Annotated in this window: 16 protein-coding genes; 7 read left to right on the forward strand and 9 right to left on the reverse strand. The window is 61.4% G+C overall.

Annotated elements, in window-relative coordinates:
* Together ACOFKT_RS05575 and ACOFKT_RS05580 are read left to right on the forward strand one after the other, a co-directional pair.
* A complete protein-coding gene (locus tag ACOFKT_RS05575; protein WP_419806428.1) occupies positions 1–1,323 on the forward strand; it encodes an HlyD family secretion protein in 1,323 nt (440 codons plus the stop codon).
* Positions 1,324–1,491: 168 nt separating this feature from the next.
* A complete protein-coding gene (locus tag ACOFKT_RS05580; protein WP_419806429.1) occupies positions 1,492–2,493 on the forward strand; it encodes a VTT domain-containing protein in 1,002 nt (333 codons plus the stop codon).
* Positions 2,494–2,499: 6 nt separating this feature from the next.
* Here the strand turns inward: ACOFKT_RS05580 and ACOFKT_RS05585 are convergent, their stop codons facing one another.
* Both ACOFKT_RS05585 and ACOFKT_RS05590 read right to left on the reverse strand, forming a co-directional pair.
* Positions 2,500–4,257 carry an ABC transporter ATP-binding protein gene (locus ACOFKT_RS05585; RefSeq protein WP_419806430.1) on the reverse strand — a complete coding sequence of 586 codons (1,758 nt, stop codon included), beginning with the start codon at positions 4,255–4,257 and terminating at the stop codon, positions 2,500–2,502.
* Between the two features lie 4 nt (positions 4,258–4,261).
* Positions 4,262–4,912: an FKBP-type peptidyl-prolyl cis-trans isomerase gene (locus ACOFKT_RS05590; RefSeq protein WP_419806431.1), complete on the reverse strand. Its 651-nt coding sequence runs from the start codon at positions 4,910–4,912 to the stop codon at positions 4,262–4,264.
* A 111-nt stretch (positions 4,913–5,023) separates the two neighbouring features.
* Here ACOFKT_RS05590 and ACOFKT_RS05595 point away from each other — a divergent pair, with 111 nt between their 5' ends.
* From ACOFKT_RS05595 to ACOFKT_RS05605, 3 genes are all read left to right on the forward strand, one after another.
* On the forward strand, positions 5,024–5,173 hold the full coding sequence (locus ACOFKT_RS05595) for a hypothetical protein (protein ID WP_419806432.1): 150 nt from the start codon (positions 5,024–5,026) through the stop codon (positions 5,171–5,173).
* A gap of 182 nt (positions 5,174–5,355) precedes the next feature.
* Complete coding sequence (locus ACOFKT_RS05600) at positions 5,356–6,405, forward strand: DUF2235 domain-containing protein (RefSeq protein ID WP_419806433.1); 1,050 nt, start codon at positions 5,356–5,358, stop codon at positions 6,403–6,405.
* A gap of 302 nt (positions 6,406–6,707) precedes the next feature.
* Complete coding sequence (locus ACOFKT_RS05605; RefSeq protein WP_419806434.1) at positions 6,708–7,049, forward strand: hypothetical protein; 342 nt, start codon at positions 6,708–6,710, stop codon at positions 7,047–7,049.
* Here ACOFKT_RS05605 and ACOFKT_RS05610 read toward each other — a convergent pair.
* From ACOFKT_RS05610 to ACOFKT_RS05620, 3 genes are all read right to left on the reverse strand, one after another.
* Positions 7,040–7,678, reverse strand: a complete 639-nt coding sequence (locus ACOFKT_RS05610) for a Crp/Fnr family transcriptional regulator (protein ID WP_419806435.1) — start codon at positions 7,676–7,678, stop codon at positions 7,040–7,042. The two genes, ACOFKT_RS05605 and ACOFKT_RS05610, sit on opposite strands and share 10 nt — an antisense overlap.
* A 263-nt stretch (positions 7,679–7,941) precedes the next feature.
* Positions 7,942–8,637, reverse strand: a complete 696-nt coding sequence (locus ACOFKT_RS05615; RefSeq protein ID WP_419806436.1) for a Crp/Fnr family transcriptional regulator — start codon at positions 8,635–8,637, stop codon at positions 7,942–7,944.
* Positions 8,638–8,934: 297 nt separating this feature from the next.
* Entirely contained in the window at positions 8,935–9,480 is a 546-nt protein-coding gene (locus tag ACOFKT_RS05620; RefSeq protein WP_419806437.1) for a peroxiredoxin family protein, read from the reverse strand.
* Between the two features lie 293 nt (positions 9,481–9,773).
* Between ACOFKT_RS05620 and ACOFKT_RS05625 the strand changes: the two genes are divergently transcribed.
* Together ACOFKT_RS05625 and ACOFKT_RS05630 are read left to right on the forward strand one after the other, a co-directional pair.
* Positions 9,774–10,265: a PEP-CTERM sorting domain-containing protein gene (locus tag ACOFKT_RS05625; protein WP_419806438.1), complete on the forward strand. Its 492-nt coding sequence runs from the start codon at positions 9,774–9,776 to the stop codon at positions 10,263–10,265.
* Between the two features lie 872 nt (positions 10,266–11,137).
* Positions 11,138–11,776 (forward strand): hypothetical protein, encoded by a 639-nt coding sequence (locus tag ACOFKT_RS05630; protein WP_419806439.1) that lies wholly within the window; start codon positions 11,138–11,140, stop codon positions 11,774–11,776.
* A gap of 19 nt (positions 11,777–11,795) precedes the next feature.
* Here the strand turns inward: ACOFKT_RS05630 and ACOFKT_RS05635 are convergent, their stop codons facing one another.
* From ACOFKT_RS05635 to ACOFKT_RS05650, 4 genes are all read right to left on the reverse strand, one after another.
* Positions 11,796–11,957, reverse strand: a complete 162-nt coding sequence (locus tag ACOFKT_RS05635; protein ID WP_419806440.1) for a DNA polymerase — start codon at positions 11,955–11,957, stop codon at positions 11,796–11,798.
* 112 nt (positions 11,958–12,069) lie between these two features.
* Entirely contained in the window at positions 12,070–12,318 is a 249-nt protein-coding gene (locus ACOFKT_RS05640; RefSeq protein ID WP_419806441.1) for a hypothetical protein, read from the reverse strand.
* Positions 12,315–12,752, reverse strand: coding sequence for a putative toxin-antitoxin system toxin component, PIN family (locus ACOFKT_RS05645; RefSeq protein WP_419806442.1), 438 nt, complete (start codon positions 12,750–12,752; stop codon positions 12,315–12,317). The genes ACOFKT_RS05640 and ACOFKT_RS05645 overlap by 4 nt, the downstream gene beginning before the upstream one ends.
* Positions 12,749–16,075: a DNA polymerase I gene (locus ACOFKT_RS05650; protein ID WP_419806443.1), complete on the reverse strand. Its 3,327-nt coding sequence runs from the start codon at positions 16,073–16,075 to the stop codon at positions 12,749–12,751. Before ACOFKT_RS05650 ends, ACOFKT_RS05645 begins: the two co-directional genes overlap by 4 nt.
* Positions 16,076–16,212: the final 137 nt, after the last annotated feature.

A 16,212-nucleotide genomic window follows, 5' to 3' on the forward strand; every position in this document is an offset into this window, starting at 1 on the left:
GTGGCAGAAAACGATCCGCAAGGGAACGCACAGCAGAACCAGCAGGGCAATGCGCCGGGCGGTGGCGAGAGCTCCGTTGGTGGCTCTGGAGCGCAGGCACAGGCCGCGCCCTCCGGAAGCCCGCAGACGCCGCCCGCAAAGCCAGAAAACCCCGCGGCGAAGGCGCGTCGCAATTTCATCATTATTGTCGTGGTGCTCTTGCTTGCCCTGGTTGCCGGTTTCTTCTACTACCGTTCCACGTTTACGGAGGGAACCGACGACGCGCAGGTGGATGGCGATCTCTACCAGGTTTCGGCGCGTGTGAACGGCCAGATCGTCAAGGTCGACGTGACGGATAACCAAAAGGTGAACCAGGGCGACGTCATCGCCGAGATCGATCCACGCGACTACCAGGTTGCGTTGGAGCAGGCCGAGGCGCAGTTGGCGAACGCGAAAGCCAGCTCTGTTCAGGCCAATGCCAACGTGCCGATCACGGGTGTGCAGACGCGGACCACCGTCGCAACCAGCGGCCAGGACGTCGCGACCGCGGAGGCCGGTGTCGCCCAGTCGAACAAGCAGGTTGCCGCGGCGCAGGCCCGCGTGGACCAGGCCAAGGCCAATGCTCTGAAGGCGCAACTGGATGTGGACCGTTACACCCCGCTCGTCGCCAAGGACGTGATCAGTAAGCAGCAGTTCGATCAGGCCGTGGCACAAGCCGCTGCCAACAATGGCGCCTTGCTGGAATCGCAGCAGAACGTGATTGCGCAGCAGGCCGGGGTACGCCAGGCGCAGGCCCGGCTCGACTCAGCCCGCGAGAACGCCCGCCAGGCACAGGTGAACGGGCCAAAGCAGGTTCAGGTGCAGCAGGCACGTGCTAGCGCCGCGGACGCCGACATCCAGCAACAGCAGGCGCGGGTCGATCAGGCTCGTCTGAACCTGGGTTACTGCCGAATCACCGCTCCCGTCACCGGGATCATCAACCGGAAAACGGTCTCCGTTGGCGGCAACGTCAGCGTTGGGCAGAATCTGCTGACCATCGTTCCGCTCACCAACTTGTGGGTGACGGCCAACTACAAGGAAACGCAACTGCAGCACATGAAGGTAGGCCAGAAGGTCGACGTGAAGGTCGACGCTTTGGGCGGCCGCGATTACCACGGCACGGTCGCGCAGATTGGCGGCGCAACCGGTTCCCGTCTGTCCCTGTTCCCACCGGAGAACGCGACCGGCAACTACGTAAAAGTCGTCCAGCGCATTCCTGTCCGCATCAACCTGGATCAGGGTGAGAACAACGACCAATTGCTGCGGCCCGGCTACTCCGTTGACCCGGAAGTGCACGTGAAGTAATGGAGGTAAGGCGACCTGCTCCTCGTTCCGCATTCGGCGCTGCGAGAAGCCGGAATCCCGGCCCGATCACGCAAACAAGGCCCGCTTCGGCGGGCCTTGTTTGCATGATGCGCAACAACTTTCGCATCGCACCCTGAACTCCTGTCATCCTTACAGGCAGGTATCCCCATGCCGATCGCGCTCGACTTCTTTCTCCATTACGCCTACGGAATCCTGTTCCTCTGGGTTCTGGTGGAGCAGCTGGGTGTTCCGGTGCCGTCGGTCCCGCTACTGCTTACGGCGGGTTCGCTGACCGCTGCTCACAAGTTGCATGCAGTCCCGGTCATGCTGTCCGTGTTGGTGGCGTGCGCCGTGGCGGATTCCGTCTGGTATTTCGCGGGTGTCCGCTACGGCGGCCGTGTGGTGCGGCTGATCTGCCGCCTTTCACTGGAAGCCGGAACCTGCGTGAAGAAGACAGAAGGCTACTTCGGCCGTCACGGCGGCGTTACGCTGCTCTTTGCGAAGTTCATCCCCGGCCTGTCTGCCGTCGCGCCACCCATCGCGGGGCAGAGCGGCATGCCGTACATGCGTTTTCTGGCCTATGACCTTGCCGGCTCGTTGATCTGGTCGTCGGTATACGTCTTTGGCGGCCGCTTTGTCGGCGACGTCGCGAAGCGCTCACGGCCAGTGCTTCACTTCGCCGTGCAGCATGGCGTCCTTCTCTTCGGTCTCGCCGTGCTCGCCATCGTGTTGCGCCGTTTCTGGAAGCAGCGCGCCTTTCTGCAGGAGTTGCGCGAGGCGCGCATCACCTCGGAAGAGCTACACACCCTTGTGGACGCCGCCGCTGCGGACGACGTGCTGGCCCCGTTTATCGTGGACCTGCGCCACCCGCTCGAGTTCCTGCCCGATGGCCGCGTCATCCCCGGCGCTGTCCACATTCCACCCGCCGAACTCGAAAAGAACGCCGACCTGATCCCGCGAGACCGCGACGTGATTCTGTACTGCACGTGCCCGAATGAGGAAACAAGTGCCTCGCTGGCGAAGCGGCTGCAGAAGATCGGCGTGCATCGTGTGCGTCCGCTCAAGGGCGGCTACGAAGGTTGGCGCGACGCGGGCTACCCGTTGGAAACCTACGATCGCGAGGCAAAGCTGCACGTGCTGCCCGCGCTCGCCGAAGTCGCGGCTGTTTAATCCCGGCTAACTCGCCACAGCGATCTCTTCTTCTAGTTGCTGCTTCGCGAACAGGTCCGCGTAGAAACCACCGCGCGCCAGCAGATCTTCATGCCTTCCATACTCCGCGATACTGCCGTTTCCCAGCACTGCAATGCGGTCTGCCGTGCGAGCGGTCGAAACGCGGTGCGCAATCAGGATGGTCGTTCTGTCCTGCATCGCCTCACGCAAACCGTTCAGAATGCGCTCTTCGGTCAGGGTGTCCACCGACGCAAGAGCATCATCCAGGATCAGGATGCGGGGGTCGCGCAGCAGCGCCCGCGCAATTGCCGTTCGCTGCTTTTGACCGCCTGACAGCGTAATGCCACGCTCGCCCACAATCGTTGCGAACCCATTCGGGAACTCCTCGATCTCCCGCGCGATCTGTGCACACTTTGCGGCAGCCACAATCTGCTGATCCGTCGCGGATGTGACGCCAAACGCGATATTCTCCCGGATGGTCGACGAGAACAGAAACGTTTCCTGCGGCACGAAGCCAATCGCGCGGCGCAGGTCGGCCAGGGGCCATTCGCGGATGGGCAAGCCATCGATCAGCACCTGTCCTGGCGCAGCGTCCAGCAGCCGCGGAATCAGGTTGACCAGCGTTGTCTTGCCGGATCCCGTCGGACCTAGAATCGCCAGGCTTGAGCCTGCTGGAATGGTCAGCGATACATCGCGCAGCACGTCTCCGCCTGCGCCATAGCTGAAGGTCAGGTTGCGAAACTCCACCTCACCCCGTGGCACCAGAGGCGTTTCACCGGGGGAACGGCCGCTCTCATCCCGGATTGCCGGTTCTTGCCGCAGCAATTCCTCAATGCGAACCACGGACGCGGTGCCTCGCTGGAACAGGTTCACCACGTAACCCAGCGCAATCATCGGAAAGGTGAGCTGCACCATGAAGACCATGTAGCTGGTGAACTCGCCCGGTGTGATGCGGTGCAGCACCACTTCACGCCCGCCCACATACAGCGTCACCACGATGGCGATGCCCAGCACGAACTCCAGCGTCGGCCACAGCATCGCCATCAGCCGCACCAGCATCAGCGAACGCCGAATGTACTCGCGGTTCGCCTCTTCAAACCGCTCGATCTCCGCTGGCTCCTGCGCGAAGGCGCGCACCAGCCGCGCGCCGGAAAAGTTCTCCTGCGCCTTGGCGCTGATATCCGAGAACATCGCCTGGATGCGTTCAAAGCGCGTGTGGATCTTGCGTCCCACGTACTGCACCAGCACACTTGCAATCGGCAGCGGCAAGAACGCCCACAGCGTCAACCGGGGAGAAATCCGCAGCATCAACGGGATCGCCGCGGCCGTGTACACCACTGTGTTGGCCGAGTACATGATTGCCGGCCCAAGCAACTGCCGCACCGCGTTCAGGTCGTTGGTCATGCGCGCCATAATGTCGCCCGTGCGCTGGGTATGGTAAAAGCTGAGCGCCTGCCGCTCCAGGTTGCGAAACAGGTCATTGCGCAGGTCGAATTCGATCTCACGCGAAGCCCCGATCAGGATCCAGCGCGAACCGTACAGGCACACCGCGGCAACGGCGGCAACGCCCAGCAGTTCCCACACGGAGCGCAGCACGATGCCCGCCGGGCCGTGTTGCTCCATGCCGTCCACGGCACGGCCAATGATCAGGGGAATCGCGATTTTGGACAGGTTGTACAGCAGCACGGCACCCGCCCCCTGCCAGAACGCTTTTTGGTAGCGCCGCAGGTACGGTGTCAGCGGTTGCAGTTTGCCCAGGGTCACGCGGTTACTCGGGCTTCGTGGCTGGCTTGTTCGCCGGTTCCGTCACGGGATTGGTCCCGGGCTGCTGCACTGGCTTCTGCTGCTGCGGCACGCCGGCTCCGGGCGATGCGGCCGGCGGCGGGGTCTGCTGCTGTGGCGGCGTATCGCTCTGTGCCAGCAGCTCTACGTCGAAGATCAGATCAGCCTTCGGCGGAATCGGGGGGCGGCCGCGCTCACCATAGGCAAGCTGGTAGGGCACGATCAGGCGGCGCTTGCCACCGACGCGCATGCCTTCGAAACCGGTGTCCCAACCGATGATGACCTGACGTGCGCCTACCGGAAACACGATCGGCTCCTGTCCTTCGTGATCGAACGAGGAGTCGAACTTCTGGCCGTCCGTCGTCCAGCCCGTGTAGTGCACGGTGTAGAACTTGCGTGTTTCCGCCGGCTCGCCGGTGCCGATTTTCAGGTCCACATAGCGCAACGAGAACAGGGTCTTCACCGTACCGGTCACCGCCGGCATCGACCCCACCGCGGCAGTGCCTTCCTGCGGTGCTGCGGCGGCTGCGGTGCTGCGGTGCGCGCCGGTGCTGCGGTGCGTCGTGGATGTTTGTGCATACGTGCACACGCTGATTGTCAGGGCAGCGGCAACGGCCACGGCAGAAACAGGTCGCATCAGGTTCTCCTGCTTCCAGTGTAGATGTTCGGGTCGTAGATTCGGCTCCATGTGCCCACACCGCCCGCTCAGGTAAAGTGAAGAGAAGAAATCTGTTGCCGAGGTGAGACCATGAGCGAGCACACGCACGATCCGGAAGGCGCACACGAGCACGCGCACGGCTTCGATTCCTTTCTGGACCGCCACTGGGGCGCGATGGTCGTCGCCTTCGGTTGCATCTTCGTCTACATTCTGGCGATGTATAATCCAACCGCAAACTAGCTCATTTAGGCGCTCCGGTCTCGGCTAAGCTCACTTGCGGCACCCCGGCCCGGAACAATGGTGCGAGCCGGCCTTACAGGACAGCCGATAAAAGGGCCGGCGCGCTGACAAAAGCCGATTGACGAGCCTGCAGTGCGGCAGGAGAATGGGCGCGCGGCGCGTTGCCGCGACGGAGCTCGCCCATGAGCAAGAAAGTCATTTTCTGTGCCGATGGCACGTGGAACACCTCCCACGGACCAGAGTTGATGCCGGCCGATACCAACGTGCGCCGGCTTTATCTCTCGCTTAACGAGGACGCCTCGCAGCTTCGCTATTACGACAGCGGCGTCGGGACGCACGGCACCGTGTCGGAACACCTGTTTGGCGGGGCCCTGGGCGATGGGCTTTTCCAAAAGGTGCAGGATGGCTACGAGTTCCTCGCCTACGTCTGGGACCCCGGAGACGAGATTTATCTGTTCGGCTTCAGCCGCGGCGCGTACACCGCGCGCAGTCTGGCCGGTATGATCGCTCTCTTCGGCGTGCCAACCAGAAGCCTGGACAATCGGACCGTGCCACGCATCTTTCAGGCGTACCGCACGCACGACCATGACCAGCGTCAACTGTTAAAAACTGCGCTGGTGGCTGAGTACGGATTGCAGGACGTAGACATTCAAATGGTGGGCGTCTGGGATACGGTGGGCGCGCTCGGCATCCCGGGCCATCTGTTCGGCACGCTCGATGAGTTGAAGTACGGATTTCTGGATACCTCGCTAAATCCCTGCATCAAGAATGCAGTTCACGCAATCTCCATCGACGAGCGCCGCGCTGCCTTCCTCCCGACCCTGTGGACCAAATCTGACGGCACTCCGCGTCCGAATGACGATCAACTGACACAAGTCTGGTTCGCGGGTGTCCATACCGATGTGGGCGGCGGCGAAACGGAAAGTCAACTGGCCAACATCACGCTGCGCTGGATGCTTGATCACGCCGAGCGTTGCGGACTGAGGTTCAACGAAAAACTCGTAGAACAGTGCTTTGCTCCAAAGCCCTTCCAGCCACTCGGCGCGGCGCACGATTATTGGTCGCTGATCCCATGGGGGTTGCCGAAACATCGATCGGTCCCGGAGGGGGCCGCACTGTCCAACACTGTCGTGCTGCGCTACCAGGGAACGCCGTCCTACCGCCCTTCCGGTATGTCTGGCATCGAAAGCTATCCGCGAGTGGAAGTGATCCCACCGGGCGAGCTACCCTAAACCAGTCTTCAGCAGGTGCAAGACTGAACGGCCAATGCTTCGGTGCTGCCGGACAATCGACCCTATGGGCCGACATTAGTCGGGCAAATGCTTTTCGTGACGAGCTCAAAACACTTTCGCCGGCTGCTCGTTAATAACTTGCGGGCAGCACGTCATACAATGTCGCAACATTTCGCGAGTTGCGCTTGCGGCCTCGGTCCTGATTTGTTTGCTATCGTACAGAATCTGGTAGAGCAGCAGACCTAAGCTGATTCTTGATGAACCACCTCGAGTTCAGAAACGAATCCCCTTCGCTCCTCAGTTTGTGCAAGATTGCCGATCTGCGTGAGGTGCGGAAGCGCGTTCTCAAAACGCGCTATCGCGTCAATTCGCTTTCCAGTGTTGCGGAATTGGCGTCGCAGCCAGACGGTTGCGACTATCCAGTTCTTGTCGTTTGTCATTCATTCGACGCGGATGAATATGCGGCCGCGATTCAGATCGCGCGGCAACGCTGGCCCGGAATCAAGATACTAAGTCTTTCCGCTCCGTATCAGAGCAGCAAACCGTACCTGTCCGACGTTGTAGTCGGTGCGCTTGCCGGCCCCTACGTCCTACTCGCAACGATCGACTCCATGCTGCAGTCGGCCGGTGCCCTTCAGGCATAAAGCTGCTGGAAGAGTTTGTGGATGATTGCATAACATTCGCAACTGGCTTTCTGAAGGCCGTCGCGATCTTCGATCCGGATGCGGCCGCGGCTGTATGAGATCAGGCCGGCACGCTGCAGAGCGCTGGCCGCCAGGTTTACGCTGGATCGGCGCGCCCCCAGCATCTCCCCCAGAAACTCCTGTGTAAGTTTCAACTCAGGTGTTTGCGTTCGGTCCTGCACCATCAGGAGCCAGCGTGCGAGCCGGGCCTCGACGGCATGCAGGCGATTGCAGGCCCCTATTTGTGCAAGCACAAGACTGTCATGCTGTATGTATCGGTGTACGGCATCCTGTAACTCGGGCGACTCCAGAAACAGAGTCTTGAAACGCCTCAGGTCCATGCGCAAAGCGGAGCCGACCAGCTGCATGAAACAGCGCGTCTCACCCAGTTGCGGGCCCAGAAGGTGAATCTTCTCCGGGAAGCCTTCGTGGCCAACAATACAAATCTCTACGGCTTCGCTATTCGCCATGCTGGTCAGAATAGAAGCGATGCCGGACAGAAGGAAATGGACGTGCCGGGGTTGAACGTGTGCGTCGAACAACACGGTGCGCAGTGGCAACTGCACTGTTTCCAGCTGTGACAGCAGCATGGACTGTACCTGCGCAGGCAGGCTATCGAGGAGCAGGTTACCTATTTGAATACTTCACTCCTACGCTTCCGCGGAGGGTACGTGAAGCAAGCCCCCTGGGTAGACCACAACTGCGCTACCGGTGAAAGTAGCAGGGTTGTATTAGACCTCTCTGCCCGTTACTGGACTCTTATCTGTATTTCAACCAGCACATGTGCCTGCCACGAAAGAATGGTGGCTTTCGGGTGAGCGCAATGCGCTTTGGAAGCGGCGCTGCGGCCCGCCTATTGATACAGGGCGCGGTAGAGATCTCGCAGGATCGGGTAACACTCGCAGGCCACGCCCTCCAGTGCTTCCCGGCTCTTGATCAGGACGCGCCCGCGGCGGAAATCGATCACCTCCGCGCGTTGCAGTTCTCCCGCGGCCAGGTTCACCGTAGAGCGTCTGCTGCCAATCATGGCTCCCAGCCCTTCCTGCGTGATCAACAGTTCGTCTTCACCGGTGCGGTCCTGCACCATCAGCAGCCAGCGCGCGAGCCGTGCATCGACCTCATGCAGGCGGTTACAGGCGCCAAGCTGCGATAGCACAAGGGCTTCGTGTTGCACCAACCGGTGCACGGCTCGCAAAATCTCACGATCCGTGCGGAAGAACTCGCGGAACTGATCGAAGCTCATACGCAGCGCGACGCCCGCAACCTGCATGAAGCACCGGGTGGCACCTACCTGCGGACCCAGCAGGTGCAGATGCTCCGGGAAGCCCTCACGGCCGATGACGCCGACCTCGACCGACTCTCCATCCTGCATGGTTGTCACAATGGAGGCAACGCCCGAGAGCATCAAATGGACGTACCTGGGCGTCTCCTCGTACTCGTACAGGACGGCCCGCTGCGGCAACTCCACCGGTTCCAGGTGGGCCGCAAGCGCCGATTGCACTTGCGGACTCAAACTATCCAGCAGCAGATTTGACGCGCGCAACTCCACGTGGACACTCCGGGACGCCTCTGCACGTGCCTGCGCTTTCAGGGACGGAGCAATCAACGCGCTTGTATGAAACTAGCTGTCAAGCTGCTGCTTGACTGTCGCATAGCGAACAGAGTTGACCATTTCTCCGAGGTGTGACGAGCGTGGCCACGCGGCCGGAGATATCCAGCCGCGCGGCCACGAGTTTAATTCCGCTATGTCCAGAACCGGTTGACAGGTTTGTTGTGAGAAGAGGCTTTCAACCGCACATGTCCGTTGTATCCCGCGCGAAGATTGAGGGCTGGAACGGCATTGTGCCTACGGCTGCAACGCGGCCAACACGTCTGCCGCGGAGGTCCGATCGCCGTGGCTCTTGCTGATATGGGCAAAGGTGACGTGGCCGTCGGGTGCGAGCACGAAGGTGCTGGGATAGGCGGTTTCATGCGGAGCGTCCCAGCGCAGGCTGTACTGGTTGGTTACGGCGTAGTCGGGGTCCGTCACCAGAGTAATGTTCGCGGGCAGGTTTGCCTGTTTGGTCAGGAACTCTTTGGCGTGCTGATCCAGGTCGGCGGGCGGGCCGGGGTAGACGAGCAGGACTTGCGTATGAGCGGCCTGGAAGTCCGAGGCGTGTTCCACGAAGTCGTGTACCTGCTTGGTGCAGTAAGGGCACTGATAACCGGGAAAGCCGCGAAGGAAAACCAACGCGACCTTGCCCTGGTGCTCCAGGTCGGCAAGGGCGACCGGTTTGGCATCGGGCGTCTGGGCGGTGAAGTTCGGCGCCTTGTCGCCGACGGCGGGCGTTGCGGCGAGTGCCGGAAGCGAGAGCAGAAGTGCGGCAACGGCGGGAATGAATCTGCGGAACATGCGTGAGGTTCTCCTGAGTATCTGATCCTGGCATTGGCCGCAGGCTGCAGAGAGGCAAGGCCAGCAGAGCGGTGGCCTGCTTTTTAGCTCCTGGTTGCTGCCAGCAGAGGTATGTGGCGAATCCGATTTGACACCATGAATGCGGCGTGTTGGAGGCGTGTTGCCTCTGGCCAGCAAGTCGTGAGGTGGCGTGTGCATGGGCAAGAGGCGGGCAGTAGTCTTCGGCTGCAACCCTGTCAGGAGTTTTCATGCGCCTTTGCTTGGTTTCCGCTGCTTGCCTGCTTGCCACAAGCATGGCCGCACACGCCGATACGCTGCAGTACAGCTTTTCGCAGACGTACCCGAACTTGCCCACTCACACCTTCACCCTGGATCTGCCGTCGAACCCCACGCCGGACATGCTGTTTGCCAACAACCAGGGCTTTGTCGCAGTACGGAACGTTTCAGGCACGGTGGATGGCACACCGGGAACGTACTTGGCGGTATTCCGGGACAACTCGGGAGACCTTGTGCTGTCGGGACCTTTTTACAACGGGAATGAGCCGACGCTGACATATGGCAACGAGAGTGGCATGCCGTTCTTCAGCGGTGATCCGACCGCGCCTATGTTTCTGACCGGCACCTTCAGCCTGCGGGAGGTGGGTGCGCCGTATGGTGGCGCGCTGGGTACGCTGACGGTGACGAACCTGACGACGGCAGCGACGCCGGAGCCTTCAAGCCTGGCGCTGCTGGGAAGCGGGCTGGTTGGGCTGGCGGGGTTTGCCCGCCGGCGGATACTTCGCTGAGCCCAACCCACGGGTATCCCTCCCCCCACCTTCTATTTTCGTAAGTTCTTCTTTTCAGAGGACATCGGGGGAGTTCACCTCGTAAGTTCTTCAAACCTTGTGGGTTGAATGTAAGTTCCTGCCGTTCAGCAAGTTGCGAGACGTTGCACAAATCCTGGTGCACCCGCTTTTAGCCAAGGCACCCAGTGCCCGTCGGGCAAGTTGTGCAGGCGGGCGGGGTAGCTGGTGCCCTTGGCGGGTTGTTCCACGTGGCGATCCGGTGGCGGGCGCGTCTGCGGTATGACTTCGCGGTCGCTGAATAGCGTTAGTGCCGGAACACCTGCGTCTGCTGGTGAGCGAGCCTCGGGTTGGGGTGCTGGCGGATGCCACGAGGACGTTCAGGGGATCTGTGGCGCTGCGGCAGCAGCATAGGCCGTACTGGTAGAAGCGTTCCTGCGATGCGAAGCTGTGTTCGCCTGACGCCATGGTGGCGTGTCTTCACTACACCACCGGAAATCTGGTCAAGCGCGGACTGGTTTGCGACGCAGAGGCGTGGCGCCCGTCGAGTTACCGGCACTACCTGACGGTGCGCCGACCACGATGTCGGTGGATTCGGATTGAGCGAGGGTGGAGCCGCGTGGGAGGTGTTCGGGAGGGACCGGATCGGGATTCGATGGCGGAGATTGAGATGTGAGTCGTGTTAGGACCCATGTCCGAAAATCCGGATATGGGGCACCCGGCGATGTATGGGGCACCCGCACCCGGCTCTCGGTTTTCCACTCCTCACAGAAGAATCACATAGTGTTCCCCATTCGGGTAATAGGCGCGAAACTATCCTTCGCCGAGAATGAGAAAAACTCAGTAATTTTCTTTCTAAATTAAGGAGCAGGTCATTGCATTTTTGCGCGCGCCGTTCACTGCTGGTTCTCACTCTATCTGGAAGCACTGTCGCAGCTTCCGCTCAAAAAACTTATAAGCATGCTTCAGATTACAAGGTCGCTGTTTTGGATCAAACCATTCGTTTGCATACTGGTACTGACCTTACAACTTCCCACACATCAACAGACGCGAAGCTCGATCAAGGTGGACAAGGTATGCATTTCCTGCACACCGAGACAGGTGACTACCGAGTGGAAGCTCCCGTGAATAAAGGAGCTACCTTTCTTGCTGCAATGGCAACGCCGAGATATCAGGTTGCACCAACGGTGCATAACAAATGGTTTCTCGACAAGGTGCAGTCGAACACTCAAGTGCTTTTCGCGCCTCAGTGTTCTAAGCCGAACAAAAAGCACCCGAACGATGTTGTCCGCTGTGTGTTCTGGTTTCCGGATCCGGACAGCAACGATCATGAATACATGACCACAGGCGATTTCACACCATATGTTACCGGCGACGGAGCAAACACCGCCAAAGTGGCGAATAACCTTTGCGGCACCGGCAAGCTAAACGCGGATACTGAAGCGAAACTTTGTGCTGCAGTCCCGAAGGCCATGACGGAAGCAAACACGGTTGGTAAACCCACGGTGGAGTAAGCAGCCAAACCTGCGCGACTTAGTTGGCGTCGCGCCAGTTGGGGCCTTGGCCTACTTCGGCGACGATGGGGATGGAGAGGGTGATGACGCTCTCCATTTCGTGTTTGACGAGGGCCGTGACTTCTTCGACTTCGGTGGGTGGGGCGTCGAAGAGGAGTTCGTCGTGGACCTGAAGGGTCATCTCCGTCTGGAGGTTGCGGGCGCGTTGCGGGCGCGGAGGGCGGCGTCGATGCGGAGCATGGCGACCTTGATTGGGGTGCGGCGCTTCCGCCAGGATTGCGACTCGCGGAATGTTATTCCAATTCGTCGCCCAAGTCGGGAGGGTGGGCCGGAATGCGATCCAAGAGGTTCTGACCGGAGCCTGCGGCGGCTCGCTCACGGCGAACGCGAAAGAATTCTTCCGTTGCCGTTCGCGCTTTGAGGCGGTCAGCCACTTCGTCCCGCAGCCATTCGCCAACGGAGGTGCCATGGCGCTGCGCCTCCGCTGCTGCAAAGCTGAGCAGCGGCTCGGGAAGTTCCACGGAAACGATGGACGAACTCATAGGCCAGCCTCCAACCTGATGATAGCCCCCGGTCGCTCCACGCGCATGCCGTAGAGCGATGCTTCCGGCAGGAAGTCGCGGAGGTTGTGCGTGACGATGGCGAAGGCTCCTGCGCTGACCGCTGCCTCCAAAACATGGTCGTCGTCTGGATCGCGCAGTGCCGGGCGGAGCCGCGCGGTGATCTCCACGGGTTCTACCTGCAACAGCAGATTGCTCAAATCTGCAAGATTCTGCTCTGGGGAGCATCCGAGAGACACCGTGTGTTCGGGCCGGGTGATGACGCTCTCATATTCGAGCATGAGCGCGGTGGAGGCGACGAGTTGAACGCGACCATCCCTGACGAGTTCGAGGAGGCGGAAGCTCGCGCCGAGTCTGCTGCGCAAGGCAGAGACGAGGACGCTGGTGTCCATAACGACACGAAGGAGTGGACTCACTTGGCGTCGCGCCAGTTGGGGCCTTGGCCTACTTCGGCGACGATGGGGATGGAGAGGGTGATGACGCTCTCCATTTCGTGTTTGACGAGGGCGGTGACTTCTTTGACTTCGTCCGGCGGGGCGTCGAAGAGGAGTTCGTCGTGGACCTGGAGGGTCATTTCGGTCTGGAGGTTGCGGGCGCGGAGTCGGGCGTCGATGCGGAGCATGGCGACCTTGATCATGTCGGCGGCGGTACCCTGCAGCGGTGTGTTGACGGCGGTGCGTTCGGCGAAGCCACGTGCGTTGGGGTTGCGGGAGTGGATGTCCGGGATGGGTCGGGTCCGGCCGAAGAGGGTAGAGACCTTGCCGGATTCGCGGGTTTCGGCCAGGGTGCGTTCGATAAAGGTGCGGACGCCCGCGTACCGGTCGAAGTAGGTTTCGATGTAGGTCTTGGCGGTCTTCTGATCGATGCCGAGGTTGGCGGCGAGGCCGAAGGGGCTGATGCCGTAGACGATGCCGAAGTTGACGGCCTTAGCGCGGCCGCGGGTCTCCTTGTCCATGTTGGCTTCGGGAACGCCGAAGACCTCGGAGGCGGTGAGGGTGTGTATGTCGATGTTGTTCTGGTAGGCGTGGACGAGCAGCGGGTCCTGGGAGAAGTGGGCCATGAGGCGGAGCTCGATCTGGGAGTAGTCGGCGGCTAGGAGGATGTTGTCCTGGGTGAGACTCGGGCTCGCGCTTCGCGCTCGCGTTGGAGATGCAGGTTTCTCCGCTGCGGACGAACGATGAAGCTGTTCGTCCTCCGGTCGAAATGACATATCTGTGGTGACGTCGGAAGTCTTGTACTTCGCGGGGCGAGCGGTGAAGGCGGCGCGGATTTCGCGGCCGAGCTCGGTGCGGACGGGAATGTTTTGCAGGTTGGGGTTGGTGGCGGAGAGGCGGCCGGTGGAGGTGGCGACCTGGTTGAAGGTGGTGTGGACGCGGCTGGCTTTGTCCACGAGCAGGGGGAGCTGCTCGGTGTAGTTGCTGCGGAGCTTGGCCAGTTGACGGTACTCGAGGACGAGGCGCGGGGCCTCATGGTGGACGGAGAGCTCTTCGAGCACATCCTGGGCCGTCGACACGACTTTGCCCTTGCCGTATTTGAGCGGCTTGGGCAGGCCCATGGTGTTGAAGAGGACGTCGCCGAGCTGCTTGGGGGAGTTGATGTTGAAGGTGACGCCGGCCATTTCGTGGATGCGTTTGGCGAGGTCGTCCATCATGAGGGCGAGGCGGGAGTTCTGATTGCGGAGGAGCGCGGTGTCGACCTGGCAGCCGGCCTGTTCCATGCGGAGGAGGACGGGGACGAGCGGTAGGTCGATGGTGGTGTAGGTGTCGCGGAGGCTGGCTTCGGTGACCTGGGGGCCGAGGGTGCGTTGGAGCTGGAGGACGGCGGAGGCGGCCTCGGGGAGGCGGTTGGGGTTTTCGACGGGCTTGGCTTTTTTGCTGGTCGCTTCGCGGTTGGTGCCGGTGAGCGCGCGGTCGTTAAAGCGGGCGGCGACGTCGGCCAGGGTGTGGCTGAGGTGGGTGGGGTTGATGAGGTAGCTGTAGAGCATGACGTCGTCGCGGACACCGGCGAGGGAGAGATGCGCGAGGGCGAGGGTGCGGAGGACGGATTTGAGGTCGTGGAGGATTTTGGGAAGGGTTGGGTCGGCGAGGGCTTCGCGTATGGGGGCGGCGAGGTCGCTATGAAGGTCGAGGAGGATGGCGGTGTCTGCGGTGGCGGCGAGGCCGATGAGGAGTGGGTCGGTGGTGGGCGGGGCGAAGGGCTCTGCCTCGGAACCTACCCTGGCCTGCGGCGAAGGTGGGGCACTGCCGTCGTTCGCGTTGCCGAAGAGGTTCAGGTTGCTGGCGGGCAGGTCGGCGGGTTCTTCCGGCTCGGCGTCGGCGTCTTCGGGGGTCGTTTCTTCGGCGATGGCTTGCGGGTCTTCGGGCAGGAAGATGGCAAGGCCGGCGAGGTTGAGGCCGGTGTAGAAGAGCGGGTCGGTTGCGGCGGCGATGTTTGCGGCAGTAGGGTTGACGTTTTCGTCTTCCTGCTGCATCTGTGGAGCTTCGAAGAGAGAAGCAGGTTTCTCCACTACGGACGAACGGTGAAGCTGTTCGTCCTCCGGTCGAAATGACAGTTGTGCGGTGGTGTTGGAGGTGGTTTTCGCTGACTTCTTCGGTACGCGGGAACCCGGCTTGGCCTGTGGCGAAGGTGGGGCACTGGTGCTTGTGTCGCTGCTTGCACTTCCTGCGTCGTCACCTGCCGTGCTCGTTTCTGAGGTCGTACCGGGGAGCTGTTGACGGGCGGCGGTTAGGAGAGTGGCGATGTCTTCAGCGGTGGGGTTGAGGTTGTAGGTGATGGGGGCGGTTTCGGGGGCGGGGAGTTCTTTGAGCAGGGTCGTGAATTCTAGTTCGGTGTAGAGGGCGCGGACTGCGGCGAGGTCGGGTTCGGTGGTCTGCATGGCGTCGAGCGTGTACTCGACCGGCAGCGATTTGTGGATGGTGACGAGTTCCTTGGAGATGAGCACGGCTTCGCGATTATTGGCGAGGGACTCGCGCTGGCGTTTGCCCTTGATGCTGTCGGGGTTGTCGCGGGCGGTGTCGAGCGCGGCCTCGACGGTGCCGAACTGCTGGATCAGGTCGACGGAGCCCTTGTCGCCGATGCCGGGAGCGCCGGGAATGTTGTCGATGGAGTCACCGCGAAGGGCCATGACGTCGATGACCTGTTCGGGGCGGACGCCGAGGGCCTGTTCGACGCCGCTGGGGTCGAGGATGAGGTTGTCCTTCATCGGGTTCAGGATGCTGACGTTGTTATTGACGAGCTGCATCATGTCCTTGTCGGAGGAGACGATGTACACGTGGTGGCCCTGCTCGGCGAGGCGGCAGCTAAGGGTGCCGATGACGTCGTCGGCCTCGTAGCCCTCGTAGTTCAGGATGGGGATGTGGAAGGCATCGAGCGCACGGCGGATATAGGGCTGCTGCTGCTTGAGGTCGTCGGGCGTTTCGGCGCGGGTGGCCTTGTAGCCGCCGTAGTCGACCTTGTCGAACTGCTGGGTTTTGATGTTGAACTTCTGGATGATCTTCATCTCGGCCGCGCGCTCGTTGCGGTGGACCGGGGCTCCGCCCTCGTAGATGGCGGCGAGGTACTTCGGCTGGAAGTCCTGCCGCAGCTTGTTGATCATGTTGATGAAGACATACGTCGCTGCGGTCGGAATTCCGGTGCGCGTGGACATGGGCCGCGAGCGCTGCATGGCGTGGTAGGCGCGAAAGACGAAGGCCATGCTGTCGAGCAGGTAAACGGGCGGCTTGGTAGTGGTGTCCGGCATAGGTGTTCAGGATAGATGCCGGAGGGCTGCGGCGGCCATTGAGGGATGGCTACTTATCAAGGTGGTGAGTAGCGATGGCCTGCATGTGCGGCTACGACAAGCCGTCGCGTCGTTTTCGTTTTCGGAGGCCGAGGAGC

It is taken from the genome of Terriglobus sp., from assembly GCF_965201105.1.
Taxonomy (GTDB): Bacteria; Acidobacteriota; Terriglobia; order Terriglobales; family Acidobacteriaceae; genus Terriglobus.

What these genes read in the sequence shown, in the direction of transcription:
- ACOFKT_RS05600 (WP_419806433.1), top strand. Translation starts at nt 5,356, where the DNA reads ATGAGCAAGAAAGTCATTTTCTGTGCCGATGGCACGTGGAACACCTCC.
- ACOFKT_RS05580 (WP_419806429.1), top strand. Translation starts at nt 1,492, where the DNA reads ATGCCGATCGCGCTCGACTTCTTTCTCCATTACGCCTACGGAATCCTG.
- ACOFKT_RS05595 (WP_419806432.1), top strand. Translation starts at nt 5,024, where the DNA reads ATGAGCGAGCACACGCACGATCCGGAAGGCGCACACGAGCACGCGCAC.
- ACOFKT_RS05635 (WP_419806440.1), bottom strand. Translation starts at nt 11,957, where the DNA reads ATGACCCTTCAGGTCCACGACGAACTCCTCTTCGACGCCCCACCCACC.
- ACOFKT_RS05590 (WP_419806431.1), bottom strand. Translation starts at nt 4,912, where the DNA reads ATGCGACCTGTTTCTGCCGTGGCCGTTGCCGCTGCCCTGACAATCAGC.
- ACOFKT_RS05625 (WP_419806438.1), top strand. Translation starts at nt 9,774, where the DNA reads ATGGCCGCACACGCCGATACGCTGCAGTACAGCTTTTCGCAGACGTAC.
- ACOFKT_RS05650 (WP_419806443.1), bottom strand. Translation starts at nt 16,075, where the DNA reads ATGCCGGACACCACTACCAAGCCGCCCGTTTACCTGCTCGACAGCATG.
- ACOFKT_RS05610 (WP_419806435.1), bottom strand. Translation starts at nt 7,678, where the DNA reads ATGCTGCTGTCACAGCTGGAAACAGTGCAGTTGCCACTGCGCACCGTG.
- ACOFKT_RS05640 (WP_419806441.1), bottom strand. Translation starts at nt 12,318, where the DNA reads ATGAGTTCGTCCATCGTTTCCGTGGAACTTCCCGAGCCGCTGCTCAGC.
- ACOFKT_RS05620 (WP_419806437.1), bottom strand. Translation starts at nt 9,480, where the DNA reads ATGTTCCGCAGATTCATTCCCGCCGTTGCCGCACTTCTGCTCTCGCTT.